The sequence below is a fragment of the Paraburkholderia silvatlantica genome (assembly GCF_003096715.1).
GTDB classification, from domain to species: domain Bacteria; phylum Pseudomonadota; class Gammaproteobacteria; order Burkholderiales; family Burkholderiaceae; genus Paraburkholderia; species Paraburkholderia silvatlantica.
In genome coordinates this window covers 292656-318695 of record NZ_QEOL01000003.1, presented here as the reverse complement: position 1 = coordinate 318695, position 26040 = coordinate 292656, and the positions used below count along the sequence as shown (strand labels likewise).

Sequence of the window (26040 nt, the reverse complement as noted above, 5' to 3'; positions counted from 1 at the left end):
AGCCACATTGCATATCGGCCGAAACCGGGCGTCACTTGAGGGGGGACGCGTGAGCCGGGCACGCGAGAATCGCCGGGCGTCTGCGGACGAACTTTCATTCCCGTTCGCAAACGTTAGCGCGGGGATACGCTAATGTGGTGCAATGCCATCAGGTCTCTTTGCGCAGACCCGGAACGCGCGTACGCGTTTCGCACCTCACGGTGCGGCAAACTCGATGGCTCGCCGCCTTGCTACGCTCACGTTTCAGTCGAGCGACGGGCTGCATTCGCAGTCGAGCGCGGCGACACGCGCCGGCCGCTCCATGGCCGCAAGCCGCTGCAACGTCACCAGTCCGGACACCGCGAGCACGCAGCCGAGCATCAGGTCCGCGCGTATGCCAGCACGATCCACGATCGCGCCGCCTACCGACGAGCCAAGCGCAATCGCCACCTGGATCACGCTCACGAACATCGCCGAGCCCGCTTCGGCCTGATCGGCCGTGCCGCGCTGAATCCACACGGAAAAGCACAGCGGAATCGCGCCGAACGCCACGCCCCACATCAGCATCGCCGCGATTTCGCCAATGCGTGCGTGGTCGAGCAGAATCATTGCCGAGAGCGCGCACAGCAGCAGCGCCGTCATCGTCGCCACAGCCGACTTCAAGCGCGTGGCGACGAACGCCGAAGTCAACGCGTTCGAGAAAAAGCCAATCACGCCGAATGCGAGCAGCAGCAGCGTGATCGCGCCCATCGAAAAGTCCTGCTGAAGCAGCGGTGAAATGAACGTGTACGTTGAAAAATGCGCGCCGAACACGAGCGCCACCATCAGCATGCTCAATCGCACATGCGGGCGGCGCAGCAGCGTGGCGAAATCGGCAAGACGCAACGCGGCAGCAGAAGGCAGCGACGGCACCAGCAACGCCTGGGCAATCAGCGCGAGCGCGACGAGGCCGCCCGTCACGAGAAACGACATGCGCCACGACGCGAGCCCGGCGATAAACGTGCCGAGCGGCACGCCGATCACCGTCGCGCAGGTCACGCCGGTCAGGATGATCGCCGTGGCGCGCGCGGCGTCGCTCGTATGCACGAGGCGCCCCGCCGCTGCAGTCGCGAGCGTCCAGAAGCCGCCGAGCGCCGCGCCGAGCATCGCGCGGCCCACCAGCATGAGCGCGAAATGAGTCGAGAGTGCGGAGACGATATTCGATGCGAGCAGCATGGCCGTGAGCAACAGAAAGACCTTCCGCCGGTCCATGCGTCCCGCAAACATCATCAGGCCCGGCGCGAAGAACGCGGCCATCACACCCGGCGTGGTCACCATGAGGCCAGCGGTGCCCGCCGTCACGCCGAGATCGCGGGCAATCTCGGTCAGCAAACCGACCGGCAGGAACTCGGACGTCACGAACGCGAAGGCGCTGATCGCCACGGCAAAGACGGACAGCCACTGGCGCAGCGTCGTCTCTGCGAGCGGCGCGGGCGCGAGATTGGGAGAACGGTCGTTCATGTTTCGATGACTGTTTTGTGTGTGGCGAATAATAAAAGCCATTGTTCGGCAATGTCTCACCAAAAAATGGGGAAAATCGCCGTTTAAATGGCCAATCGGGGATGGCGTTTAAATTAACATTAAAAAAAGAAACGCGTGCGGCACGGCGATTAGCGGGGTCGACAAGAGGGTTATGAACGCAAAGCGATGTGACCCGCTGCGCGCCGCGCCAGCGGGGAAGAGACCATGTCATTTCAGCGCCGGAAAAATAGACGATATTTTTCCGGGGACAAAATGCGCCTCGATTTGATGCTTGTGCCTGGCGTCGGATGGCAGGCTGAGGGCGCCGGGAAGGCGCCCCGCGTGGCATTACCGGAAACCGGTACGTCGATTCACGCACGGCGCTTGCAAGCGCCTGAGTTCAGAAGCGCGTCTGCACACCCACGCGTGCGATGAACTGATTGGGACCGCTCGACGTGCCATCGGGATCGAGCACGCCGCTGATCAGCGCCTGGGCCCCCGCATTGGTACGCTGATACACGGTCTCCGCGTAGACGACGGTACGCTTGGACAGGAAGTGATCGACGATAGCCGTGATCTGATGAGCGTGATTGTTGTCGAGGTACGCGTTGCCCTTCATGTACATGTAGTCGGCGCCAATCGCCCAATCCGGCGCGAGCAGCCAGTTCGCGCCCACCTCGGCCTGAGCGATCGCGCCGCCGTTGTAGGTGTTGCGCACGGTCGTCACGAGCAGCGTCGCCATGACCTTGCCGAAGTCGTAGTGCGCGCCCACCCCCCAGTTGCGAATGCCGACATCGGGTTCGCCATCCTCAACGTATTTCGCCTCCGTATACGCCGCCGCCATGCCGAACGCACCATGGGTGTAATTCGCGCCGGCGCTGACGGTGTTGCCGCGTCCGAATGCGCCCGGAATCCCGCCAAAGCCGTACAAGCCGCCGAAGCTGAATCCGCCAAACTTCGGCGACTGATACTTCACCGAGTTCTCGACCGTGGCGCCGGCCATGCGGTCCCAGTCGAATTGCGGCGCAAAGGGCGGATTGCCCGGAATCGCGATCTTCGCGAACGGCCCCGCGCGAAAGTTGTAAAGGCCACCGACTTCCATCGCCGCGTCGTCGTGGCCGAAAAACAGCGAATCGGTCATGAAGTCGTACTGGTTGCCCATCGTCAGCCTGCCGTACCGGTCGCTGTCGAGGCCAATGTAGGCGTTGCGCCCGAAGATCCCTTGTCCCGATACGATGGCGCCGGTACCCATCGAGAACTGATCGACGAGGTCGAATACCGCGTGCAGGCCGCCGCCCAGATCTTCGCGGCCGCGAATACCAAGCAGGTTCGGCGTGAAAATGCCGTCGTCGAACTTCACGACCGAGTGGCCACCCTGGTTGCTGACGTAGGACACGCCCGCGTCGACCATGCCGTACAGCGTCACGCTGTCGCCAGCCGGGCCGCCTTGCGCATGCGCCTGGGCGCAAACCATGGCCGAAACCGCCGTGCACCACAGTGCGAGGCTCTTCATGTTGACGTCTCCTTTACCTTGATCTCTTTTCCGGCATTCGTTTTCTTACGGATACCTTATTAATTGAAATAGACTCCGAACTTCGGGAAAAGGTAACGGCGCCACGGCGCCGTTACCGCAACATCAATCGGATTGCAGTGCGGCGGGGATTGAGCGGCGCGCCAACGCGCGCGGTGCGGTTTCGATCAGGAACGTCGAAACGAAGACACCGCAGATCAGCCCGCCCAGCGCGAACTGCAGCGTGAACTGAATGCCGTCGTGCTGCGCGATATATCCGGCAATGGCCGGCGCAATGCCGCCGCCGAAAATCTCGCCGGCGCCCGAGGTCATGCCGATGGCCGAAGCGACGAGACCGGCCGGGGCCGCTTCCGTCGCAATCGGCCCGGTCAGAACGCCCAGCATGCCAAGCGCGAAAAACGACACAACGAACAGCACGGCAAAAAGCATCCATGGGTTCGCGCCGATACGGGCGAACCCATAGAGCGAAATCGCCGCGCCCGCGAAGGAAACGACCGAAGTCAGCCGGCGTCCCGCGAAGTCGGAGAGACTGGCAAGACCGAACTCGCCGAGAAAGCCGCCGAAGCCGATCGCCGAGACGACAAAACCCATTTGCGAGGTGTCGAGGTGCAGGTAGTCCACGAGATAGTTGGGCACCATCGCGCCGATCACGAAAATGCCAGCCATCGCGCAAAGCGTGGCCAGCATGGCGAGCACGACGTTGCGGCTGCCGAAGAGCGCGCTCCAGCGCGGGCCGCTCGTTGCGCGCGCAACGCTCGCGGGCGCCGGCTTGACTTGCGGCGCGTCGTGCAACATCGTCGCGATCAGCAGCGCCACGATGAGCCCCGGCACGGCGGATACCGCGAACACCCAGTGCCACGACGGCACGACGCGCAGCAGTTGCGTCGCGATGATCGGGGCGAGGCCGAGGCCCATCAGCGCGAACATGCTGAGCTGCAGCCCCTGGTTGCGCCCGCGGCGCGAGGGATGCGAAGCCTCGCCCACCGAGGCCACGCTCGCAGGCGTGAATGCGCCCTCCGCGACGCCCATGAGCGCCCGAATGAGCAGCAGGCTCGCGAAGCCGGTAGCGAAGCCCGAGAAGCTCGAAAGCAGCGAGAACATCACCATCGCCGCGATCATGATCTTGCGCCGGCCGATGCTGTCGGACAGGCGGCCCATGAGAATGGAGAACAGACCCCACGCGATGCTGAGTATGCCGATCAACTGGCCGAGCTGCTGGTAGCTCAGATTGAGGTCTTTCATCATGTGCGGAAAAAGCGGCGCGATCATCCAGCGATCGAGCCCGACCAGACCGAAGCCGATAGCGAGCAGGATGAGCGTCCTGCGTTCGTTTTTCAGATCGTGTGGTTCGTGCGGATTGTGTGCCTGGCCATGCCTTGTCACGTTTGTCTCCTTGATTATCCTGCTCGTTCGCATTACGAACGTTGCTTCGTTTATCGAACTTCGAGCCAGATCGTAGGAAACCTCGCCCGTTGGTGTCAATCAAAAAAGACCCTTGTTGTACACAATTTATCTTTACTTTCAGCTTACTTTTCCACGTTTACCCTGATTTTGGCGTTGGTTTGATTGATTTGGTCACATGTCTGTATACAATTTGTACACATCACGACGCTGCCTGCAGATTGCACCTGCGCCCCATTCACCCCCGTTTCCGACACGTCCATACGCATGAACGGCATCGACGACACCCCCACCAGCACGCGCGCCGGCTCCGCCGCTTCGCAGACGGTCAAAGCCCAGCTCGGGCTGCGAGAACTGATACTCGGCGGCGAACTCGCGCCCGGCGAGCGCATTTCCGAACTGGGCGTGGTCGAGCGCCTTGGCGTGTCGCGCACGCCGGTGCGCGCGGCACTCATGCGTCTGCAAGAAGAAGGACTGCTCGAACCGATTCCGAGCGGCGGCTACGCCGTGCGCTCGTTTTCGGAAAACGAAATACGCGACTCGATCGAACTGCGCGGCACGCTCGAAGGGCTGGCCGCACGCCTTGCCGCCGAACGCGGCATCACCCATTCGATGTTCCGCGACCTGCACGGTTGCATCGATGAGATCGACGAACTGCTCGTAGGCGAACTGAGCGAGGAAACCTTCTCGCGCTATGTCGAAGCCAATGGCCGTTTTCACCGCCTGCTCGCCGTTGCTTCGGATAGCGAAGTGGTTGCACGGCAGATCGAAAAAGTCGCGACACTGCCATTCGCCTCGGCAAGCGCATTCGTGGTCGTGCAGTCGCTCGACCCGCGTGCGCGCGAAACGCTGATCGTGGCGCAAGCCCAGCATCGCGCGGTGCTCGAAGCGATCGAAAGCCGCGAAGGCGCGCGTGCCGAAGCGCTGATGCGCGAGCACTCGCATATCGCCCATCAGAACCTCAAGCGCGTGCTCGACAACCAGCGCGCGATGACGAGGCTGATTGGCGGCAACCTCATTCGCCGCAATCCGCGTTAGCGATGCGCGGCGCCCCGGCTTGATCTGAACGGCGGCACGCGTGCCGCCCCTCACCCTGAACGAAGGCGCAACGAAGCGCCCTGGAGGAGATGTATGTTCCTGAAGAATGCATGGTATGTCGCGTGCACCCCCGATGAAATCGACGGCAAGCCGCTTGGCCGGCAAATCTGCGGCGAGCGCATGGTGTTCTGGCGCACGGCCGATGGCGGCGTCGCTGCGCTCGAAGACTTCTGTCCGCATCGCGGCGCGCCGCTTTCGCTCGGCACCGTGCGCGAGGGGCACCTGGTGTGCGGTTATCACGGCCTTACGGTGGGCGCGAGCGGGAAATGCGTGAGCATGCCGTGCCAGCGCGTGGGCGGCATTCCGTCCGCGCGCAGCTATCCCGCGGTCGAACGCCATGGCTTCATCTGGGTGTGGCCCGGCGATGCGGCGCAGGCCGACCCCGCAACGATCCATCACCTCGAATGGGCCGGCAATCCCGCGTGGGCCTATGGCGGCGGCCTGTATCACATCCAGTGCGACTATCGCCTGATGGTCGACAACCTCATGGACCTCACGCACGAAACCTACGTGCACGCCTCGAGCATCGGCCAGCCCGAGATCGAGGAAGCGCCGCCCAGGACCACGGTCAACGGCGACGTGGTGACGACCAGCCGCTTCATGCACAACATCATGCCGCCGCCGTTCTGGGCCGCGGCACTGCGCGGCAACGGCCTCGCCGACAACGTGCCCTGCGACCGCTGGCAAATCTGCCACTTTTCGCCGCCCAGCCACGTGATGATCGAAGTGGGCGTGGCGCATGCGGGCAAGGGCGGATACGACGCCGATGCGCGCGACAAGGCGTCGAGCATCGTCGTCGATTTCATCACTCCGGAGACCGAAACGTCGATCTGGTACTTCTGGGGCATGGCGCGCAGCTTCGCCGTGCACGATCAGGCGCTCACCGAAACGATCCGCGCGGGCCAGGGCAAGATTTTCGCGGAAGATCTCGACATGCTCGAATCGCAGCAGCGCAATCTGCTCACGTGGCCCGAACGCCGCATTCTGAGCCTGAACATCGATGCGGGCGGCGTGCAGTCGCGCCGCGTGCTCGACCGGCTGATCGCCGCCGAGCGCGGCGCAACCGCCACGGCTGCCTGACCGACCTGAAGCCACGGCCGCGCGCGCGGCCGCTCTCCTTCCCTTGCCCCAACGCATCATGAAAGTCACCCTTCTGCGCAAGATTCCCGTTGCCACCGACATCTGCGTTTTCGAACTGGCGAGCGCCGGCGACGCGCCGCTCCCGGCGTTCGAGGCGGGCGCCCATATCGACGTCCATGTCGACGGATTCGTGCGCCAGTACTCGCTTTGCAGCCATCCCTCCGAAGCCGGCGCCTACCGCATCGGCGTGCTGCGCGACGCGGCTTCGCGCGGCGGCTCCGTTGCGATGCACGCGCTCGAAGCCGGCACGATCCTTGAAATCAGTACGCCGAAGAATCATTTCCCGCTCGACGAGCGCGCCACGCAAACCATCCTGCTCGCGGGCGGCATCGGCATCACGCCGCTCATGGCCATGGCCGAGCAGTTGCGCGAACAAGGCCGCACGTTCGAGCTGCACTACTGCATCCGCGACCCGCAACGCGCCGCGTTTCGCGAGCGCCTGGCCGAAGCCGGTTTCGCGGAGCACACGCACTTCTATTTCGACAGCGAGGGGACTGATGCCCGCATCGACCTCGCAGGGGTGCTCGGCGCGCCGCACGAAGGCAAGCATGCGTACGTATGCGGCCCCGCGGGCTTCATCGATGCCGTGCTCGGCGCTGCGGCCAGCGCGGGGTGGCCCGCGCAGAACGTGCATCGCGAGTACTTCGGTGCAGCTCAGCCGTCCGCAAGCACCGACGCCGACGCCAACGGCGCTTTCCAGGTCACGCTGGCGGGCTGCCAGCGCGTGTTCGACGTACCGGCCGGGACATCGATCGTCGAAGCGCTGCGTGCGGGCGGCGTCGAAGTACCGGTCTCATGCGAGCAAGGCGTATGCGGCACCTGCCTCACGCGCGTGCTATCGGGCGAGCCGGACCATCGCGATCTCTATCTGACCGACGAGGAGCGCGCCGCAAACGACCAACTGCTGCCGTGCTGCTCGCGCTCGCGCACGCCCATGCTCGTGCTCGATCTCTGATGCTTCGATGCGGCGCCGCGCGTCAGGACGTGCGCGCGCGCCGCACCGCGAGCAGCGCCGCGAGCGCCGCCACCACCGTGACCGGCACGCTCGCGCCAATCACCGTCGTGGCGCTCGCGCCGCCCGCCAGCAATTGCCCGGCCGCGAGCGGACCGACGATCGAACCCACGCGGCCCACCGCTACAGCCGCGCCCACGCCGGTGCCGCGCATGACGGTGGCGTAACTCGCGGCGGAAAGCGCGTACAGCATCGACTGTGCGCCCACCACGCCCATGCCCGCGAGCAGCACCGAAACGCAGATCCAGAACAGATTGTCCGCGCCCGCGAGCATGAAGAGCGAAATCGCAATGGCCGCGTAGACAGCCGCGACGACACGTCCGGGCTTCACGCGATCCATCAGCACGCCGATGCCAAGCACGCCGATCACACTGCCGACGTTGAAAAAGATCTGCGTGACACCGGCCTGGCTGCGCGTGAGGCCGCGGCTCACGATCAGCGAGGGCAGCCAGTTGAGCAGAAAGTACAGCACGATGAGCGTGCAGAAAAAGCTGATCCAGATCTGCGCGGTCACCCTGGCGCGGCCCTCGCCGAACAGCACGCGCCACGTGGGCGGCGGGCCGCCCTGCGTGGACTGCGCGCGGCTCGCGGCGGCCTCATAGGCTGCGGATTCCGGCAGGCAAGCAAGAATCAGCGGCGCGACCACGAGCGGACCGACGCCGCCGGCGTAAAAGATATGCCGCCATCCGGTATCGCCCGCACTGAGCACGCCGATCAACGCCGCAAGCGCCCCGCCGAGCGGCATGCCGCAATACATGATGCTGACCGCCGTATTGCGCAGCCGCGGCGCCACGGCTTCGGCCGAGAGCGCGATCAGGTTCGGCATGGCGCCGCCCAGGCCGATGCCGGTCAAAACGCGCGCCGCCAGCAGCGAGGCGAAGCTCCACACGTGGGCAGTGAAGATCGAGAACACGCCGAACGCCACCATCGAGAGCAGCAGGACGCGCTTGCGTCCGATGCGGTCCGCGAGGCGTCCGCCGATCATCGCGCCGGGCAGGAGCCCCAGCATGCCCGCGCTGAACGCGAGCCCCATCTGGCTGACCGAAAGACCGAACTCGCGCGCCATGCGCGGCGCGGCAACCCCTGTCGATTGAAGATCGACGCCCTCCAGCACCGCCACGATCAGACACAAACCCAACACCCATGCGGCGCCCGCCGCCGTGCGCGCGCCCACCTGCGTAGTCGATGACGACACGTTGCCTCCTCGTTTTGTAATGGAATGCCGCGGCCTTTCACCGCGCCGGCACTAGTTAGTTAGCCTAATCTACGTGCTGAAAAATTTTCAAACGTGCGGTAGCGGAGCGCGGCAGCCCGCTTCGATGAGCCGCAACCGGTGATCGAACGCCGCGAGCGGGTAAGCGAAGAAGTAACGCGCTGTGGTGAGCTTGCCGGCATAGAACGGATCGCCGGCGGGTGCGTTCGACGCGATACGCAGCGTTCGCGCCCATGCGAATGCGAGCAGCAGCCAGCCGAGGAGCGCGAGGTAGTCGTCGGCGACGCGGTAGGGCAACTCGCGATCGTCGGCACTGCCCTGCCCGATTTCGCCAGTGATGCGCTGCACGTCGGCAGCCAGCGCGTCGAGCCGTGCGCCCGCGCCGTTCAGCGCCGCATCGCCGGATGCCATACAGTGCGCCGCCTCCGCCGTGACATGCGCCAACAAGGCGCGCAACGCCTCGCCGCCATCGCCCAGCACCTTACGCACGAGCAGATCGATGGCCTGAATTTCGTTCGTGCCTTCGTAAAGCATGGCGACGCGGCTGTCGCGCACGGTCTGCTCCACGCCGTACTCGTGAATGTAGCCGTAGCCGCCGAACACCTGTAGCGCACTCGACGCAGCCGCAAAGCCATTGGCGGTGAAGAACGCCTTGGCGACAGGCGTGAGCAGCGAGGCAAGCTGCCTGGCCGCCTCGCGCTCTGTGGCGTCGGGATCGCGCGCGGCCACATCGAGCCAGTAACCGGTCCAGTAGCCTATCGCCCGCTCGCCTTCCACGGTCGCGCGCAAATCGAGCAGAATGCGCCGCATGGCCGGATGAAACGCAATCGGCGCGGCCTTTCCGGGCTCGCCTTCGTAGTGCGCGGGCACGCTCACGGCGCGCATCTGCGCGCGCTCGTGCGCGTAGGCATGGGCGCGCTGCGCGGCAAGCTGCGCGTGGCCCACGCCCTGCATCGCCACCTGCAGGCGTGCCGCGTTCATCACCACGAACATCGAAGCGAGGCCGCGGTGCGGCTCGCCTATGAGCCACCCCAGCGCCTGCTCGAAACGCATCGAGCAGGTCGGGCTCGCCTTCAGACCCATCTTTTTCTCGATGCCTTCGCAATGCACGCCGTTACGCACGCGCTCGCCGTTCTCGCCCAGGAACCATTTCGGCACGAGGAAAAGCGAGAGACCTTTCGTCCCCGGCGGCGCGTCGGGCAGACGCGCGAGCACGAGGTGCACGATGTTCCCGGTCAGATCGTGATCGCCACCCGTGATGAAAATCTTGCTGCCGTCGATACGCCACGCGTCGTGCGCCGCGTCCGGCGCCGCCCGCGCGCGCAGCAGCGCGAGATCGCTGCCCGCCTGCGGCTCGGTCAGGCACATTGTCGTGAGCCATTCGCCGCTTGCGATCTTCGGCAGCCAGTCGCGCTTGAGCGCATCGGAGCCGTGCGCCATCAGGCACGCCGTCGCGCCGTGCGTGAGGCCGGGCGACATCAGCCACGCATGATTGGCCGCCGCGAGCATTTCCTGGAACGCGACTTCGAGCAGTTGCGGCAAGCCCTGACCGCCCGCGTCGGCATCGAGCGCGAGCGTGGGCCAGCCTGCCGCCACGAAGTCCGCATATGCCTCGCGAAAGCCCGCTGGCATCGCGACCTCGCCGCGCTCGAAGCGGCAACCTTCGAGGTCGCCACGCGCGTTTAACGGCGCGATGCGTTCCATTACGAATCGTGCGGCTTCTTCGAGCACCTGCTGCGCCGTCGCGCTGTCGAGGTCTTCCCATGCGGGAACGCTGCGCCACCACCCCGGCGCGTCGATCCATTCGTCGATCACGAAGCGCATGTCGCGCAGCGGAACCTGATAGTCGAGACTCATCGTGACCGTCCCTTAGACCTGCTGCACATGACGCGCGAAAATCACGCGCGCGCTTGCGGCACTCTCACCGTGCGTGGCATAGAGCGCATTCACGAGCGCCGAGCGCTGGCTCAACACGACGCGCTGATTGATCGACCCTTTGTCGGTGATCTCGCCGAGATCGAGCGAAGGCGGCGCGTCCATCACGTGAAGCCGCGTGATGAGGGTCGCGCTGCCCGTTGCGTCGCGGTTCAGCCGCTCCATGAGGCCAGCAAAGAAATCCCGCACCGCAGCCGAGTCCAGAACGTCGCGCGCTGCCGCACCCGCGTCGAGCCCCGCGAGCCGGCGGCACTCATCGAGGCGCGGGAAAATCAGCACGCCAATGTCGTCGCGGTCCATGCCCGCGATCACCGCGTCCTGCACATACGGCGCACCGCCCGAGACGATGCGCGCGCGCATCGGCCCCACGCTCACGAACGTGCCGGAGCTGAGCTTGAAGTCCTCGGCAATGCGCCCGTCGAACAGCAGCCCCAGTTCGGGGCGTTCGGCATCGACGAAGCGCACGGCGTCGCCGGTACGGTAGTAGCCCTCTTCGTCGAACACGTGGTGACGGTCCGACTCGTCCGCGCGCCAGTAGCCGCTCATCACGTTCGGTCCGCGAAAGCGCGCTTCGAGCTTGCCGTCCACCGGCACGAGACGCGTCTCGCAGCCCGGCGCGGGCAGCCCGATATAGCCCGAGCCCATCACCGGCCCGGTCGTGAAAAGGCACGACGGCGCGGTCTCGGTCATGCCAAGCCCCGCCATGATGCGGATGCGCTCGCCGCAATGGGCCTGCGTCACGCGTTCGAGCCGGTCCCACGCTGCCTGCGAGAGCCCCGCTCCCGCGAAGAAATACATCTTCACACGCGAGAAAAACGTCTCGCGCAGGCGTGCGTCGGTTTCGAGCGCCGCGGTCAGTTCTTCCCACCCCTTGGGCACGTTGAAGTAGAGCGTCGGAGCGATTTCGCGCAGGTTGCGCAGCGTCTCCTCGAAGCGGCCCGCAACGGGTTTGCCATCGTCGATATAGAGCGTGCCGCCGTTGTAGAGCGCGATGCCCACGTTGTGGCTGCCGCCGAAGGTGTGGTTCCACGGCAGCCAGTCCACGAGTACAGGCGGCTCCATGCCGAACTGCGGGAAGGTTTGCAACAGCATCTGCTGGTTGCTGCACAGCATGCGGTGCGTGGTGGGCACGGCCTTGGGCAGGCGCGTCGATCCCGAGGTGAAGAGGAACTTCGCGATCGTATCGCCGTTCACGCGCGCTTGCGCATCTTCGACGCTGCCCGGCTGCGTCTGAAGCAACGCCTCAAACGGCGTCTCGCGGCGCGCGCCTCCCGTGGGTGTCACCACCACGCGCTCAATGGAGTCGGGCACGGCCGCATCGAGTGCTGCCGCGTAAGCCGGGCCATCGGCGGCGAATACCAGACCAGGGTTGAGCAACCCCAGCGTGTGCCGCAGCTTGCCGTAGTCGCTCGACACGAGCGAATACGCGGGTGAAATGGGCGCGTAGGGCACACCTGCCCACAGCGCGCCGAACGCCATCTGCAAATGTTCGAGATCGTTACCCGAAAGCAGCGCGACCGGACGCTGAGCGGACAAACCCCGCTCGATCAACGCCTGCCCGATCGCGCGTGCGCGCTCGAGCATCTGCGCGTAGCTGATGCCCTGCCATTGCCCATCGGCGCCTCGGCGCGCCACGAGCCAGCGGTCTGGATGCGCACGCGCGCCGCTCGCGAGGCGGTCGGTCACGCGTGCGGGGAAGTCCTCGAGCGTCTCGGTCGAGCGCAAATACCAGCAGTCGCCACGCCGTTCGATCTGCGGCGCGGCTGAGCCGATCGCGACGGCGCGGTAGCCGGCGAAGTCCGGCTGCACGCGCGCGCGGGCGTGCGTTTGGGTCGGCTCCGAATCCAAAGCCTGTCTCCTTTGTCTGGCCGGTGCCGGTCAGCGCCGTGTGTCGGCGCTGCCGGCCCGGTGTTTCATGTTGTGAACGCGTTCAGATCGGATAGTGGCGCGGGCCGGTCTGCACGGTGATCCAGCGCAGGTCGGTGAACTCGGCGATCGAAGCCTTGCTGCCGAAGCGCCCATAGCCGCTCGCCTTCACGCCGCCGAACGGCATTTGCGCTTCGTCGTGCACCGTCGGCCCGTTGATATGGCAGATGCCCGATTCGATGCGCTTCGCCACGTTCATCGCACGCGCAATATCGCGGCTGAACACGGCCGCCGAAAGACCGTATTCGCTGTCGTTCGCCACCTGCAGCGCTTCGTCGTCGCCATCCACGCGCTGCACCGTCACCACGGGGCCGAACGATTCGTCCGCATAGAGCTTCATCTCGCGCGTGACGTTTTCGACAATCACCGGCTGCATGATCGCGCCATTCACCTCGCAGCCCAGCGGCAGCGTCGCGCCCTTCTCGCGCGCATCTTCCACAAGCGCACGGATGCGCCGCGCCGACGCTTCGCTCTCCAGCGTACCCAGCACCGACCCCGGCTGCGCGGGGTCGCCGGCCTTCAGCGTACGCGCCTTCGCAACGAGTTTTTCCATGAACGCGTCGGCAATCTTGCGATCGACGATCACGCGTTCCGTCGACATGCAGATCTGCCCCTGGTTGAAGAACGCACCGAAAGCGATGCCTTCCACTGCCGCGTCAAAGTCGGCGTCGTCGAGCACGAGCACCGGTGCCTTGCCGCCCAGTTCGAGCAGCGCCGGTTTCAGATGCCGTGCGCAATGCTGCGCGACGACGCGGCCCACGCGCGTCGAGCCCGTGAAGTTCACGCGCTTGACTGCAGGGTTGGCGATCAGACGCTCGACAATGGCCGGCGCGTCTTCCGGCGCATGCGTGAGCACGTTCACGACGCCCTCGCCGAGCCCTGCCTCGTTGAGCACCTCGCCGATCAGCGCATGCACGCCAGGGCACCCTTCGGAAGCCTTGAGCACCACCGTGTTGCCGCACGCGAGCGGCATGGCGAGCGCACGCGTGGCGAGAATCACCGGCGCGTTCCAGGGCGCCATGCCGAGCACCACACCGCACGGCTGGCGCACGGCCATCGCGAGACTGCCCGGCACGTCGGAGGGGATCACCGCGCCGTCGATCTGCGTGGTCATGGCAGCCGCCTCGCGCAGCATGTTGGCCGCGAGCATCACGTTGAAGCCGTACCAGTTCGCCATCGCGCCCGTTTCCGCCGCGCCGATGGCGATGAAATCCGTTGTGCGCGCATCCATTTTGTCGGCGGCAACCGAGAGGCGCTTGCGGCGCTCCGTGGGTGTGAGCGCGGCCCACGCGGGAAAGGCGCGCGCGGCGGCGGCAACGGCCGCGTCGGCATCTTCCTGCGTGGCGGCTGCCGCGCGCGTCGCCACCGCGCCCGTGGCCGGATCGATGCGCTCGAACGTCTTGCCATTCGACGCGGCGCGCGCCGCGCCGCCGATCAAGAGGCCAGTTTCATGCATGTCGTTGTCTCCTCCGTCCTTGTGCGTTGTGAGCGATCAGCGCTTGTATGCCTGCAGGCCCGGCTTGATGCTCTTCTCGTCGAGGAACTGCTTGAGGCCCTGCTCGCGGCCGCCTTCCTTGTCGCGATGGTTCGCCTGGTCGAGCTTCGCGTAGAGGTAGTCCTCATTCTGCTCCCAGGTGAGTTCGCGCGAGCGCTTGAAACCGTGCTTCGCGTTGCGCAGCACGACCGGGTTTTTGTCGAGCAGCTTCGCCGCAAGCGCGATCGTTTCTTCGCGCAACTGCGCGAGCGGCACGCTCTTGTTGACGAGCCCCATTTTCGCGGCCTGCTGGCCCGTGAAGGTGTCGCCCGTCATGATGTAGTAAAGCGCCTCGCGGTGTCCCACGGTATCGGCCATTGCCTTGCTCACGAGGTTGCCCGGCGGAATGCCCCAGTTGATTTCCGAAAGGCCGAACGTGGCTTCGTCGGCGGCGATCGCGAGATCGCATGCCACGAGCGGCGAGAAACCGCCGCCAAAGCACCAGCCGTTGACCATCGCGATGGTCGGCTTCGAATACATGCGCAGCAGTTGCCATTGCCAGCGGCTCGCGTCGCGGCGGATGCGTTCCTGCAGCACGTCGGGGCCCGCGTCGACTTCGCGGAAGTATTCCTTCAGGTCCATACCGGCCGTCCACGCCGAGCCTTCGCCGGTCAGCACGAGCACCTGCGCCTCGGCGTCGAGCTCGAGCGTTTCGAGCACGTCGATCATTTCCTTGTTGAGCGTCGGGCTCATGGCGTTGCGCTTTTCCGGGCGATTGAGCGTCACCCAGGCGATGCCACCCTCCACCGCAACCTTGACCGTTTTCCAGCGACCTTCGTAACTCATTCTCTATCTCCGTGGACACTGCCGCACTCGCGGCTTGAAATCAATTTACTATCAGGCTACCTGATATGTAAAGTAGAATATGATCTCGTCGGTACAAACCCGTAAAACGCGATGACCCAGAAAACGCCCCCCACCGCGCCGCGCGCCCGAACCGCGCAACCGTCCGCCGAAGGCAGCCTGCACACCGTGCCGCCCATGCGCCTGAGCTATCTGATCGGCCAGCTCGACCGCGTCGTCTCCCGCCGCCTGACGGAAGCGCTCGCCCGCCACGGTCTCACGCTGCCGCAGTACACCGCGCTTTCCGTGCTGCGCGCGCGCGGGCGCGCCTCCAATGCGCAACTCGCCGAGCGCTCGTTCATCACGCCGCAGGCGGCCAACGAAGTCGTGAAGACGATGGAGGCGAATGGCTGGGTCATGCGCGAAGCCGACCCGATGAACCGCCGCGTGGTGCTGCTTTCGCTCACCGAAGCCGGCAACGCGCTGCTGGGCGAATGCGACGCCGCCGCCGATCACGTGGAAGGCGCGATGCTCGACGATATGGATACCGAAACAGCGGAAAAACTGCACGTGCTGCTGCATGCCTGCGTGCGCAATCTGCGCGCCGCTTGAGGCGAGCCCGCTGCAAATGACAAAAACAGGGAGACACCCTTGAACATCGACCCGCTCGTTGCCATCGACACGCACGTCCACGCCGAAGTGTCGTGCTGCCAGCCGCCCGACCTCTTCGCGAAGGAATTCGACGAGGCCGCCGACAAATACTTCGGGACCGTGCTAAAGCTTGGCCGCCGTCCGACGATTGCGGAAACGATCGAGCACTACCGCGAGCGCAAGATCGGCTTCGTGATGTTCACGGTGGACTGCGAGGCGAATATCGGGCGCCGCCGCATCGACAACGAGGAGATCGCCGGCTTCGCGCAACAAAACGCCGACATCATGATCGCGTTCGCGAGCATCGACCCGCACAAGGGCAAGTTCGGCGCGCGCGAAGCGCGGCGGCTGATCGAGGATCACGGCGTGCGCGGCTTCAAGTTTCACCCCACCATGCAGGGCTTTTTCGCCAACGACCGGCTGGCGTATCCGCTATACGAAGTGATTGCCGGATATGGCCTGCCCGCCGTGTTTCATAGCGGCCACTCGGGCATGGGCTCGGGCATGCGTGGCGGCGGCGGATTGCGTCTGAAGTATTCCGAGCCGATCTATCTCGACGATGTGGCCGCCGACTTCCCCGACATGAAGATCGTGATCGCGCATCCCTCGTGGCCGTGGCAGGAGCAGGCGCTTTCCATCGCGCTGCACAAGCCCAACGTCTACATCGACCTGTCGGGCTGGTCGCCGAAATACTTCTCGCCCGAACTGGTGAAGTACGCGAACACGCTGTTGCGCAACAAGGTGCTGTTCGCATCCGACTTCCCGCTGATCCGGCCGGACCGCTGGCTCGCGGACTTCGATACGCTCGACATCAAACCGGAGGTGCGGCCCTTGATCCTCAAGGAGAATGCGGTGCGCCTGCTGGATCTCGCGGCAAAGCCCTGATGCAAGCGGCACGCCCGGTGTGCGTCAGGCGGGTCTTTCAAGCGCCGGAACCTGTTCGCCCTGCGCCTTCTCGCGCTTGACGGCGTACATCGCGAGATCGGCGCGGCGCAGGACCAGATCGAAGTCCAGGTCATCGGCCGCGACCGTCGTGAATCCGACGCTCGCCCCGACGCTCACCTGCAGTCCCGGCGCAAGTTCGAACGGCCGCTCGATCGCTTCGGTCACGAGGCTGGCCCAATCGCGCGGCGCCCGGTCCACCTGAGGGTCGATGATGACGAATTCGTCGCCGCCCATGCGCGCCACCCATGCGCCCGCGCTGGCCAGCATGCGCAGGCGGCTCGCGACCTGCACGAGCAGCATGTCGCCGGCCTTGTGGCCATGCGCGTCGTTGATCAGCTTGAAGCCGTCGAGATCGGCGAAGAACACTGTCATGCCCGCCTTGAGGGGCGACGCGCTCGTCGTTCCGGCCGCGCGGAACAGGCCATCCCGGTTCAGGAGTCCCGTGAGGGCGTCATGGCGCGCGCGATGGCTGTTTTCCCGTTCGGCCTTCATTGTCGAAATGAGCATGGCGTTCAGGTGGCGCGCGGCGGCGCTCATGGCGAACAGATAGAACGGAATTTGCAGGAGCGTGAGCAGGAGGACCGGCTCGCCGCCCAGCAGCGCGCCGATGCAGCACGGGCCGAGCGAAAGGCAGATCATGACTGCCACCAGTCGCGGCGCCGCGAAATTGCGAAAGCAGATCCCGCCCACCATGGCGGCGGCGGAAAGAAAAGCGAGCGTAGCGGATACCCAGTCCCGGCTCATGGCGCTGACGAGCGCGCCATAGCCGACCGTCGCGCCCCACAACGGCGCGAGAAGAATATAGAAGTCGGTGGGCGTGCTCTTGCCCTCCCTTGCCCGGCGGCGTGACAGGGCGAGCGTCGCGAGGCGCACCGCGCAAACGACGATTTCGGCGATGAGCCAGCACTTGAACGGCAGCGTTGCGTGACGGCAAGCGAGGACCCACGCCACGGCCACGGTATTGGATACACCGCCAAAGAAGATCGGCAGGGTTCCGAACAAGGTGCCGACAAGGGCGACACGGATTTCGTGCGGCGTGTCCTGCCCGGGCTCGGTTAGCCAACGGGCCAGCTTGCCACGCGGCAAAGAGTAGATTTCGTTGCGGGAGCTCACATGCGTCACCGTCGGTCGTACTGCGCGCCCAGGCGTTTTCGCCTCTCGCGCCCTGTAAAGTCCGGGTCGTACGGCCGTGCGAAAGCAACGGGCGCCGCCGCCCTACTGCATAACGGCGGGCTGCAAGGAAAACTTTAGGAATGCGGGGGTGGGGAAGTCATTGGTTGAACTGGCAACCAATGGAAGATATTTGCACGTGCCCTGTGCGATTTACGTCAGACGAAGCACGATTCTTTGCAGAAGCGCTTGCAAGTCCGCGCCATCCGGCACATAACACGCAAAAAGAAAGCTTTTCGTGGCCGCTAACGGGCGACGATGACCGTCATCTCGGACTCGTACGTGATCTTCACGTGGCTATGGTGCTTGAGGGTCTGCATCACCTCGATCAGGTCCGGGCGGCTGACCCGAACGGAGCGCGCGGTGCCCGACTTGTCCACGACGGTCAGCAGGTTGAGCTTGCGATCGACGCCCGTGACCTGCGCCACGCCGCTGAAGACGCGGAGCACCTGGAAGTTTTCGTTGTCGGCGCCGGAGGAATGCTGGGTAATCTTTGCCGTGTGAGTCAGGCGCGTGACCGCCGCGCCGCCGGCAGGCGTCAACCCGGTGACGTACGGCTCCATAAAGTGGGTCGTCAGCTTGTCGCCGACCTTGACGACCTCGAGCACGTCGGGATGATCTTTCACACTGAAGCTCAGGTCGTCGCGGCCCGGCACGGTCACGACGATGAGCGCATTCTTCTGATCGATCAAACTGATGGTGCCGCTTTCCGTGTCGACGGATGCCCCTGCCGGCATGGCTTCCGAGGCGGCGGAGGCGTCCGTGTCGGCCGCGCGGCAGACGGGCGCCGAGGCGGCAAGCAAGCCGAGGGCCGCCACGGAGAGCGCCAGGCAGCGCGCGAAAGCAACGCCCGTATTCGATCGATAGAGCATGGTAGTCCCCTTGAAGCGATCAGGTGCCGCGCTTGCTGCGCCGGTCAGAGACCATGGCGTGTGCTCTCGCAGCCTAGCACTGCAGAACGCCCCGGCCATCGGACTTTGGTCCTATACGATCCAGGCTGCGCCTAACGTGCGAAGGCCGCCGCGCAGTTCGCCGGCGCCTGCCCCGGCACCGGCGAGCGGAACGTGAACAAGCCGCCCGCCAGCGGCTGTTTCTCGCGTTCGGCTGCCGTGAGCCCCTTCCACGCGGTGGAAACGTATACGGTCTTCATATCGTCCCCGCCGAACGCGAGCTTCGTGATGTTCGCGCAAGGAAACGCAACCTGATCGACCCGTTCGCCTTCGGGCGAATAACGGTCGATGCGCCAGCCGCCGAACAGCGCGATCCACACGTAGCCCTCGGCGTCCACCGCCATGCCGTCCGGGTGCCCGCCGCCGGCAATTGCGGTGAAGACGCGCTTGCCCGACAGCGTGCCGTCAACGGCGACGTCGAATGCATACACGACGCGACGCATCGTGTCGTTGTGATAGAGCGTGCGGCCGTCCGGGCTCATGGCCGGGCCGTTGGTGATCACGTAGCCGCTGTCCTGTGCGCTCATCGCCGCGCCCGCGTCCACGCGATACAGCGTGCCGCTCGGTGTTTCCTCGGCGTCGTCCATCGAGCCGAACCACAGGCGTCCGTGCGCATCGGCGAAACCGTCGTTGAGGCGATTGCCCGGCAAATGCGGCTCGACGTCCACCAGCTTGTCGAATTCCCCGCTCACGGCGTCGAAACGATACAGGCCGTCAGGCAGGCCACACACGAAAATCCGCTCGCCCAGCGGCGCGATGAAGCCGACCTGGTCCGGCGCGTACCACGTCGTGCGCTCTCCGGTCGTAACCACGAGACGATGGATCCGGCGTCCCTTGATATCGACGAAATAGACCGCGCTTTCCGCGTCCTGCCACAGCGGCCCTTCGCCAAGCTCCGCGCCGATCGGCCATACACACACGGGATGCGCCATCGTCATTCTCCGTACCATCCCGCGTCGACGAAGTAGTCGCGCCCGGAACAGCGCGAGGCGTCGTCGGAGGCGAGAAACAAGGCCATGCGGGCGACGTGCTCGGGCTCGATGCGCAGTGGCAGACACTGCCCCGCAACGACTTTCGCCTCGCTCTCCGGCGTTTGCCACAGGTTCATCTGCCGCGGCGTTTTCACGGCGCCGGGAATGATGCAGTTCACGCGAATGCCTGCTCCGCCCAGATCGCGCGCAAGACCGCGCGTCAAACCTTCGATGCCGGCTTTGGCGGTCAGATAGATCGGCAGGTTCGGCAAGGCGACGTGCCACGACACCGAACCGAAGTTCAGGATCACGCCGCGTCCCGCCTGGCGCATGCCCCTCGCGGCTGCTTGCGCGCAGAAGAACTGGTGACGCAGGTTCACGGCGATACGCCCGTCCCAGTAACTTGCGGTCAGCTCGCCGACATCATGGCGATCGTCGTTGCCTGCATTGTTCACGAGCACGTCGACGGGTCCCGCGGCATCGACGATCGACGCGAACACGCTTTCGATGGCGTCCACGCTGCACAGGTCGCAGCGCCTGAACAGCGGCGGATGCTTCGCATCGCGAAGCTTCTCCTGGAGAGCCAGCGAATCGTGTTCGGCCACGTCGAGGAAGAACACGCGCGCGCCTTGCTGCGCAAAGGCCTCCACGACCGCGGCGCCAATCCCGCTGCCGCCGCCGGTGATAACGACGGTTTTGTCCGCCAGGCTCGGATAGATTGCGTACGACATCAGATATTCCAGTGTTGACTTGTCAGAACCCAAACAGGGCGGCGAGCCGCAGACGACTCGCCGCCCTGCCCTGCCGCTTCCCTGCCCGTTACGACACGACCTCGACGGCGCTCAGCATGCGCCAGTCGCGTGCAAGCGTGCGCGTTGCCTTGCCGACCACCGTGACCGTGCCGCTCAGATGGATGTCGCGGCTCGAGCTGCCCACCATCAGATCGAACTCGCCCGGCTCGACGATGCGCTCGCCGCGCGCGTCGGTGAAGTTGAGCATATCGACGGGCAGCTTCACGTTCACGCGAGTGCGCGCGCCTGCCGCGAGCGGCACGCGTGCAAACGCCTTGAGTTCGCGTACCGGCCGTGCCGCGGACGCGTGCCGATCGCGCACGTAAATCTGCACGACCTCCGTGCCGTCGCGCGAGCCGATGTTCTCAACCGCGAAACTCAGTTCGACCGTGCCGTCTTCGAGCGGGACTTCGCGTTGCACCACCGCGAGATCGCCGTAACGGAACCGGGTGTAGCCGAGGCCGAACCCAAACGGATAGCGGCTTCCGAAGTGGTAGGCGATCGGCGTGCCCGCGCTCTTGAGGCGATGGTTGTAGACATACGGCACGGCCCCTGCGCTCTTCGGCACGGACAGCGGCAGACGGCCGCTGAAATCGGCGCGGCCCACCAGCAGATCGGCAAGCGCTTCGGCGCCGCGCTCGCCCGGCGCAAACGCCATGATCTGCGCGGCAATGCGATCTTCGAGGCCGCCCAGGTTGTACGGCCGGCCGCCCGTCATCACGACGACCGTAGGCGTGCCGCTCTCGACCACGGCCTCGAGCAATTGCAGTTGCACGCCCGGGAGTTCCAGGCTGTCCGTATCGGAGCCTTCGCCCACCGTGCCGGACTGGAACAAGCCCGCCAGATCGCCGACGAACACGACGGCCACGTCCGCTTTGCGCGCGGCCTCGACTGCGTCGGGAATCGCTTCGGTATCCTTGCTGATCAGTTCGTCGCGGTTGGCGGCACCGCTCAAATCGAGCGATACGTCGCCCGGGAAAACCGGCGCGCCCGCACGGCGGGTCTTGATGATGTCGCAACCCTTGGCATGCAGCACGCGCGACTCGCCCAGCAGCGCGCGCAATGCCCCCAGCGGCGTGGCGATCGAAGCAACCGACTGCTCGCCCGAGTTGATGAGGTGCACCGGGAAGCTATAGCCGGCGAGCAGCGCGAGCGGGTCGTCGGCCGTCGGACCGATCACCGCGATTTTCTCCACGCCATTGGCGTTCAACGGCAGCACGCCGCCTTCATTGCGCAGCAACACCGCCGATTCGAGCGCGACCTGATACGCCGTATCGCCCGCCGCCGTGCCCTTCACATCCACGCGTTCGGGATCCACATACGGATTCTCGAAAAGGCCAAGGCGGAACTTCGTGCTCAATACGCGCGACACGGCGGTGTCGATCGTCGCTTCGGTGATCTCGCCGCGATCGAGCGCTTCTTTCAGATGGACCGCGCACTCGTGCCCCGGCAACTCGACGTCGAGGCCCGAATTGAACGCGAGCGCCGCCGCCGATGCGCTGTCGTGCGCCACCGCATGATGGCTGTAGAGCAGGTCGACGGCAGCATAGTCCGCAACGACGAGCCCCTCGAAACCCCACTTCTCGCGCAGCGTGTCGTGCAGCAGCGTGCGATCCGCATGGCAGGGCACGCCGTCGATATCGTGGTAGGCCGGCATGATCGAGCCCGCGTGCGCGAGCTTGACCGCCATTTCGAACGGCAGCAGGAACACGTCGTTCAACTCGCGCGGCCCGACATGCACGGGCGCGTGATTGCGGGCGCCTTCGCTCGCCGAGTGGCCGACGAAGTGTTTGAGCGTGGCGAGCACGTCGCGCCGCTCGCCTTGCAGACCGTTCACGTAGTGGCACGCGAGCACGCCCACCAGATACGGGTCTTCGCCGAGCGTTTCCTCGGTGCGGCCCCAGCGCGGATCGCGCGACACGTCGAGCACGGGAGCCAGGCCCTGGTGACAGCCGATCGAGCGCGCCTGCTCGCCGATGATACGCCCCACTTCGCCCACGAGGCCCGGGTTCCACGTCGCCGCGTAGTTCAGCGGCGAGGGAAACAGCGTCGCGTCCTTGATCATCAGGCCCACGAGGCATTCTTCATGCGACATGACGGGAATGCCGAGGCGCGTGTCTTCGACCATCTTGCGCTGCAATTCGTTGAGCGCGCGCACGCCCTCTTTGGGATCGACCGTGTGCGTGCCGAGCGGACGCGTAATCTGCCCAAGACCGTGTTGCAGAATCTGGTTCACCGTGAGGCTGTTGGCGCTTTGCGCGAAATCGATGCTGCGCGCCTTGTGTTCGCCGTCGGCCGAGAGCACCAGCCACGCGGCGTGAAGCTGGGCGATTTTTTCGTCGAGCGTCATGCGCGCGAGCAGGTCCGCCACGCGTTGCGCGGTCGGCGCGTTGGAGCGGCGGTAAAGCGGTATCTCGGTGGTGTGTTCAAGCGACATGGCTTCACTCCCTGGTATTGCACGAGACGGCGTTTTTTTCTTGCCGTCTGTTTAGTTGTGCTTTTGAAAATGGCGTTGCGCGGGGCGCGTGGCGAAAGGCGCGCTCGGCCTAGATGAGACGACGCAGCGCCATATCGTGATCGTCGAACACGTGGCAAGCCTCGGCTGGCAGCGCAAGCCTGACCACTTCATCGTGCGTCAATGCGCTGTCGCCGGGCACCTTTGCGATCAATGTCGCCGCGGCCGGGCCGGTCTGCGTCGCGTGGATATAACTGTGCTCGCCCATGTGCTCGACGAGCTTCACGCGGCACGCCAGCGTCTGTTCGCTGCGTGCATCGCCGGCCACGCGCAGATGCTCCGGACGCACACCGAGCGTCACCTTCATGCCGGCGCGCGCACGCGAACCGTCCACACGCGCACGCACGCGCTCGCCGCTTTGCAGGTCGATGTCCACGCCGCCATCGTCGCCGCCCACCACCGTGCCCGCGAAGAAGTTCATCTTCGGCGAGCCGATGAAGCCCGCGACAAACCGGCTCTTCGGATGGTGATACAGGTCGAGCGGCGCCCCCACCTGCGCGACGCTGCCGTGCCGCTCCATGTCGTCGCCCGCCTGCAGAAGCACGATGCGATCGGCCAGCGCCATGGCCTCAACCTGATCGTGCGTCACATACACGGCGCTCGCCTCGCTGAACTCGCGATGCAAACGCGCGATCTCGGTACGCGTCTGCACGCGCAGCGCCGCGTCGAGATTCGACAGCGGCTCGTCGAACAGGAACACGCCCGGCTCGCGCACGATCGCACGCCCGATCGCCACGCGCTGGCGCTGGCCGCCGGAAAGCGCTGCGGGGCGGCGTTCGAGATAGCTGTCGAGCTGCAGTGCCGCAGCCGCGCTGCGCACCTTCTTGTCGATGATTGCCTTGTCGACTTTCGCCTGACGCAGACCGAATGCCATGTTCTCGTACACGCTCATATGCGGATAGAGCGCGTAGTTCTGGAACACCATCGCGACCTTGCGCTTTGCGGGTTCGACCTCGTTCATCCGTTCACCGTCGATGCGCAGTTCGCCGTCGGTAATCGATTCGAGTCCGGCGATCATGCGCAGCAGCGTGGACTTGCCGCAGCCCGACGGCCCGAGGAACACGCAGAATTCGTTCTTGCCGACCTCGAGGTTGGCGTCGCGGATCACCGCGTTGCCGCTCGCGTAGGCCTTCTGTACGTTATTGAGGGAAATGCTTGCCATATCGATGTATGCGAAGTTCGGTTAGCGGTGCGGATCGGCCCTGAATCAGCCCTGAATCAGCCCTTGAGCGAGCCGGCCATCATCCCCTTGATCACGCGCTCCTGACCGAACGCGTAGGCAACGATCAACGGCAACGACGTGAGCACGAGAACAGACAGCATCGAGGGTATGTTCGATGCGTATTGCCCCATGAAGTCCCAGATAGCGAGGGGCAGCGTCCGGTGCTCGGACGTCGACGTGAGCATGTACGCGAAGATGAACTCGTTCCAGAGACCAATGCCGTTGAAGATCGCCACCGTGGCGAGCCCCGGTCCCGAAAGCGGGAAGAAAATACGCCAGAAAATGCGGAACGGACTGCAGCCGTCGAGCTGCGCGGCTTCTTCGAGCTCGCGCGGAATCTGCCGCATGAACTCGGTCAGGATGAAGATCGACACCGGCAGGCTGAGCGCCACATACGGCCCGAGCAGTGCGAACTGCGTATCGTAAAGACCGAGGTTGCGCGTCAGCAGATAGATCGGCACCAGCGTGGCATGCAGCGGCACGATCATGCCGGCGACCACGAGACCGAAGAGCAGCTTGTTCAGCCTGAAGCGCATGCGCGCAAACACATAGGCGGCCATCGCGCTGATGACGACGATCAGCGCGACCGACACGCCCACCGTGAACAGGCTGTTACGGAAATACGTGAAGAACGGCCCCTGCAGCACGGCCGCGTAATTGCCCCAGTACAGATGGCCCGGCAGCGCCCACACGGAAGTCGAGAACGTCTCTTCCTGGCTCTTGAAGCTCGACACGACCATGAAGATGAACGGCACCGTCGTGACAGCCAGCCAGATCAGCGCGAGGATCGGAATCGTCACCCGGGGGAAGCGGAATTGCTTGTTCATGGTTCAGACCTCGGTTGCGTAGCGACGCGTGAAGTACATCGAGACCGCGGCCACCGCGATGACGATCAGGAACATCGCCGAGCCGATGGTGCTGCCGTAGCCGAGCTGGAACGAACTGAACACCGTGCGATACATATAGGTAGCCATCACCTCGGACGAGCCCTCGGGGCCGCCGCCCGTCATGACGAAGACGAGATCGAAGTAACGCAGCGAGCCGAGCACGGACAGGATCACGGCCGTGCGCACCGTGCCCTGCAGGTGCGGCAGCTTGATGCGCCAGAAGATGGTCCACTCGGAAGCGCCATCGAGCAGCGCCGCCTCGTTGACCTCGGCCGGCATCGACGAGAGGCCGGCGAGGAACAGAATCATGTAGAAAGGCGCGTTCTGCCAGATGATCACGGCGATGGTCGCGCCCAGCGAGAAGTGCGGGTCGCCCAGCCAGTCCTTCGCGAGAGAATCGAGCCCGAATGCCTGCAACGCGACGTTCAGCGGTCCGAAATTCGGATCGTAGATTTGCTTGAACAGCACGCCGATCGCCACGCTCGACATGAGCAGCGGCAGAAAATAGAGCACCTTGAGCACGCGCGAGCCACGGCCGGCCTTTTCCAGCAGCACGGCGAGCGCGAGCGCGACGGGAAGCTGAATGACGATCGAGGCGAGCGCGAGAATCACGTTGTTCTTGAGCGATTGCCAGAACACCGTGTCATGGGCGAGCCGCGCCCAGTTCGCGAGCCCCGTATAGCGGGCCGTATTGCCGAGGCCATTCCAGTCGAGCAGCGACAGCCGCAAGCTGGAAACGAGCGGATAAAGCAGGAACACGGCCAGCAGCAGCAGCGCCGGCGCAAGAAACACGACCGTGACGAGCGTTTGCGACGAGAGCTTCAGCCGGCGTTCGGGTGTAGCGGAAAGTGCGATATTCACGAGCTTTTATGCCGGCCGGCCCCTT

The 26040-nt window shown here is 65.1% G+C and carries 21 protein-coding genes; 5 read left to right on the top strand and 16 right to left on the bottom strand.

Going from position 1 to position 26040, the window contains the following annotated elements; genetic code table 11:
• Nucleotides 1–243 precede the first annotated feature (243 nt).
• The 3 genes from C7411_RS05860 to C7411_RS05850 form a co-directional block, all read right to left on the bottom strand.
• Nucleotides 244–1479, bottom strand: coding sequence for an MFS transporter (locus C7411_RS05860; RefSeq protein ID WP_110383679.1), 1236 nt, complete (start codon nucleotides 1477–1479; stop codon nucleotides 244–246).
• A gap of 400 nt (nucleotides 1480–1879) precedes the next feature.
• Nucleotides 1880–2992 (bottom strand): porin, encoded by a 1113-nt coding sequence (locus C7411_RS05855; protein ID WP_243413060.1) that lies wholly within the window; start codon nucleotides 2990–2992, stop codon nucleotides 1880–1882.
• Between the two features lie 123 nt (nucleotides 2993–3115).
• Complete coding sequence (locus C7411_RS05850) at nucleotides 3116–4393, bottom strand: MFS transporter (RefSeq protein ID WP_243413059.1); 1278 nt, start codon at nucleotides 4391–4393, stop codon at nucleotides 3116–3118.
• A 285-nt stretch (nucleotides 4394–4678) separates the two neighbouring features.
• Here C7411_RS05850 and C7411_RS05845 point away from each other — a divergent pair, with 285 nt between their 5' ends.
• The 3 genes from C7411_RS05845 (at nucleotide 4679) to C7411_RS05835 (ending at nucleotide 7604) form a co-directional block, all read left to right on the top strand.
• A complete protein-coding gene (locus tag C7411_RS05845; RefSeq protein WP_110383681.1) occupies nucleotides 4679–5449 on the top strand; it encodes a GntR family transcriptional regulator in 771 nt (256 codons plus the stop codon).
• Between the two features lie 93 nt (nucleotides 5450–5542).
• The gene (locus C7411_RS05840; RefSeq protein ID WP_110383682.1) at nucleotides 5543–6589 is read left to right on the top strand and encodes an aromatic ring-hydroxylating dioxygenase subunit alpha; all 1047 of its coding nucleotides are present in this window, start codon (nucleotides 5543–5545) and stop codon (nucleotides 6587–6589) included.
• 58 nt (nucleotides 6590–6647) lie between these two features.
• The gene (locus tag C7411_RS05835) at nucleotides 6648–7604 is read left to right on the top strand and encodes a PDR/VanB family oxidoreductase (RefSeq protein WP_110383683.1); all 957 of its coding nucleotides are present in this window, start codon (nucleotides 6648–6650) and stop codon (nucleotides 7602–7604) included.
• A 22-nt stretch (nucleotides 7605–7626) separates the two neighbouring features.
• Here C7411_RS05835 and mhpT read toward each other — a convergent pair whose 3' ends face one another.
• The 5 genes from mhpT to C7411_RS05810 form a co-directional block, all read right to left on the bottom strand.
• Nucleotides 7627–8856 (bottom strand): 3-(3-hydroxy-phenyl)propionate transporter MhpT, encoded by a 1230-nt coding sequence (gene mhpT / locus C7411_RS05830; RefSeq protein WP_165822747.1) that lies wholly within the window; start codon nucleotides 8854–8856, stop codon nucleotides 7627–7629.
• 87 nt (nucleotides 8857–8943) lie between these two features.
• Nucleotides 8944–10731 carry an acyl-CoA dehydrogenase family protein gene (locus tag C7411_RS05825; protein ID WP_110383685.1) on the bottom strand — a complete coding sequence of 596 codons (1788 nt, stop codon included), beginning with the start codon at nucleotides 10729–10731 and terminating at the stop codon, nucleotides 8944–8946.
• Nucleotides 10732–10743: 12 nt separating this feature from the next.
• Entirely contained in the window at nucleotides 10744–12657 is a 1914-nt protein-coding gene (locus tag C7411_RS05820) for a feruloyl-CoA synthase (protein ID WP_110383686.1), read from the bottom strand.
• Between the two features lie 82 nt (nucleotides 12658–12739).
• Nucleotides 12740–14191, bottom strand: coding sequence for an aldehyde dehydrogenase (locus C7411_RS05815; RefSeq protein WP_110383687.1), 1452 nt, complete (start codon nucleotides 14189–14191; stop codon nucleotides 12740–12742).
• A gap of 36 nt (nucleotides 14192–14227) precedes the next feature.
• Complete coding sequence (locus C7411_RS05810) at nucleotides 14228–15055, bottom strand: p-hydroxycinnamoyl CoA hydratase/lyase (protein WP_042267557.1); 828 nt, start codon at nucleotides 15053–15055, stop codon at nucleotides 14228–14230.
• A 111-nt stretch (nucleotides 15056–15166) separates the two neighbouring features.
• Between C7411_RS05810 and C7411_RS05805 the strand changes: the two genes are divergently transcribed.
• On the top strand, nucleotides 15167–15664 hold the full coding sequence (locus C7411_RS05805) for a MarR family winged helix-turn-helix transcriptional regulator (protein WP_110383688.1): 498 nt from the start codon (nucleotides 15167–15169) through the stop codon (nucleotides 15662–15664).
• A gap of 39 nt (nucleotides 15665–15703) precedes the next feature.
• Nucleotides 15704–16588 carry an amidohydrolase family protein gene (locus C7411_RS05800; RefSeq protein ID WP_042267562.1) on the top strand — a complete coding sequence of 295 codons (885 nt, stop codon included), beginning with the start codon at nucleotides 15704–15706 and terminating at the stop codon, nucleotides 16586–16588.
• A 24-nt stretch (nucleotides 16589–16612) separates the two neighbouring features.
• On the opposite strand, the gene C7411_RS05795 is transcribed toward C7411_RS05800, so the two are convergent.
• From C7411_RS05795 to C7411_RS05760, 8 genes are all read right to left on the bottom strand, one after another.
• Nucleotides 16613–17761, bottom strand: coding sequence for a GGDEF domain-containing protein (locus C7411_RS05795; RefSeq protein ID WP_110383916.1), 1149 nt, complete (start codon nucleotides 17759–17761; stop codon nucleotides 16613–16615).
• A 302-nt stretch (nucleotides 17762–18063) separates the two neighbouring features.
• On the bottom strand, nucleotides 18064–18690 hold the full coding sequence (locus C7411_RS05790) for a hypothetical protein (protein WP_110383689.1): 627 nt from the start codon (nucleotides 18688–18690) through the stop codon (nucleotides 18064–18066).
• A 131-nt stretch (nucleotides 18691–18821) separates the two neighbouring features.
• Nucleotides 18822–19706, bottom strand: coding sequence for an SMP-30/gluconolactonase/LRE family protein (locus tag C7411_RS05785; protein WP_110383690.1), 885 nt, complete (start codon nucleotides 19704–19706; stop codon nucleotides 18822–18824).
• Nucleotides 19703–20470, bottom strand: a complete 768-nt coding sequence (gene xylB, locus C7411_RS05780; protein WP_110383691.1) for a D-xylose 1-dehydrogenase — start codon at nucleotides 20468–20470, stop codon at nucleotides 19703–19705. The genes C7411_RS05785 and xylB overlap by 4 nt, the downstream gene beginning before the upstream one ends.
• Before the next feature lie 88 nt (nucleotides 20471–20558).
• On the bottom strand, nucleotides 20559–22967 hold the full coding sequence (locus C7411_RS05775) for a glycoside hydrolase family 3 N-terminal domain-containing protein (protein ID WP_110383692.1): 2409 nt from the start codon (nucleotides 22965–22967) through the stop codon (nucleotides 20559–20561).
• Nucleotides 22968–23076: 109 nt separating this feature from the next.
• A complete protein-coding gene (locus tag C7411_RS05770) occupies nucleotides 23077–24207 on the bottom strand; it encodes an ABC transporter ATP-binding protein (RefSeq protein ID WP_110383693.1) in 1131 nt (376 codons plus the stop codon).
• A gap of 56 nt (nucleotides 24208–24263) precedes the next feature.
• Nucleotides 24264–25094, bottom strand: a complete 831-nt coding sequence (locus C7411_RS05765; protein WP_110383694.1) for a carbohydrate ABC transporter permease — start codon at nucleotides 25092–25094, stop codon at nucleotides 24264–24266.
• Nucleotides 25095–25097: 3 nt separating this feature from the next.
• Nucleotides 25098–26015 (bottom strand): carbohydrate ABC transporter permease, encoded by a 918-nt coding sequence (locus C7411_RS05760; protein WP_243413058.1) that lies wholly within the window; start codon nucleotides 26013–26015, stop codon nucleotides 25098–25100.
• Nucleotides 26016–26040: the final 25 nt, after the last annotated feature.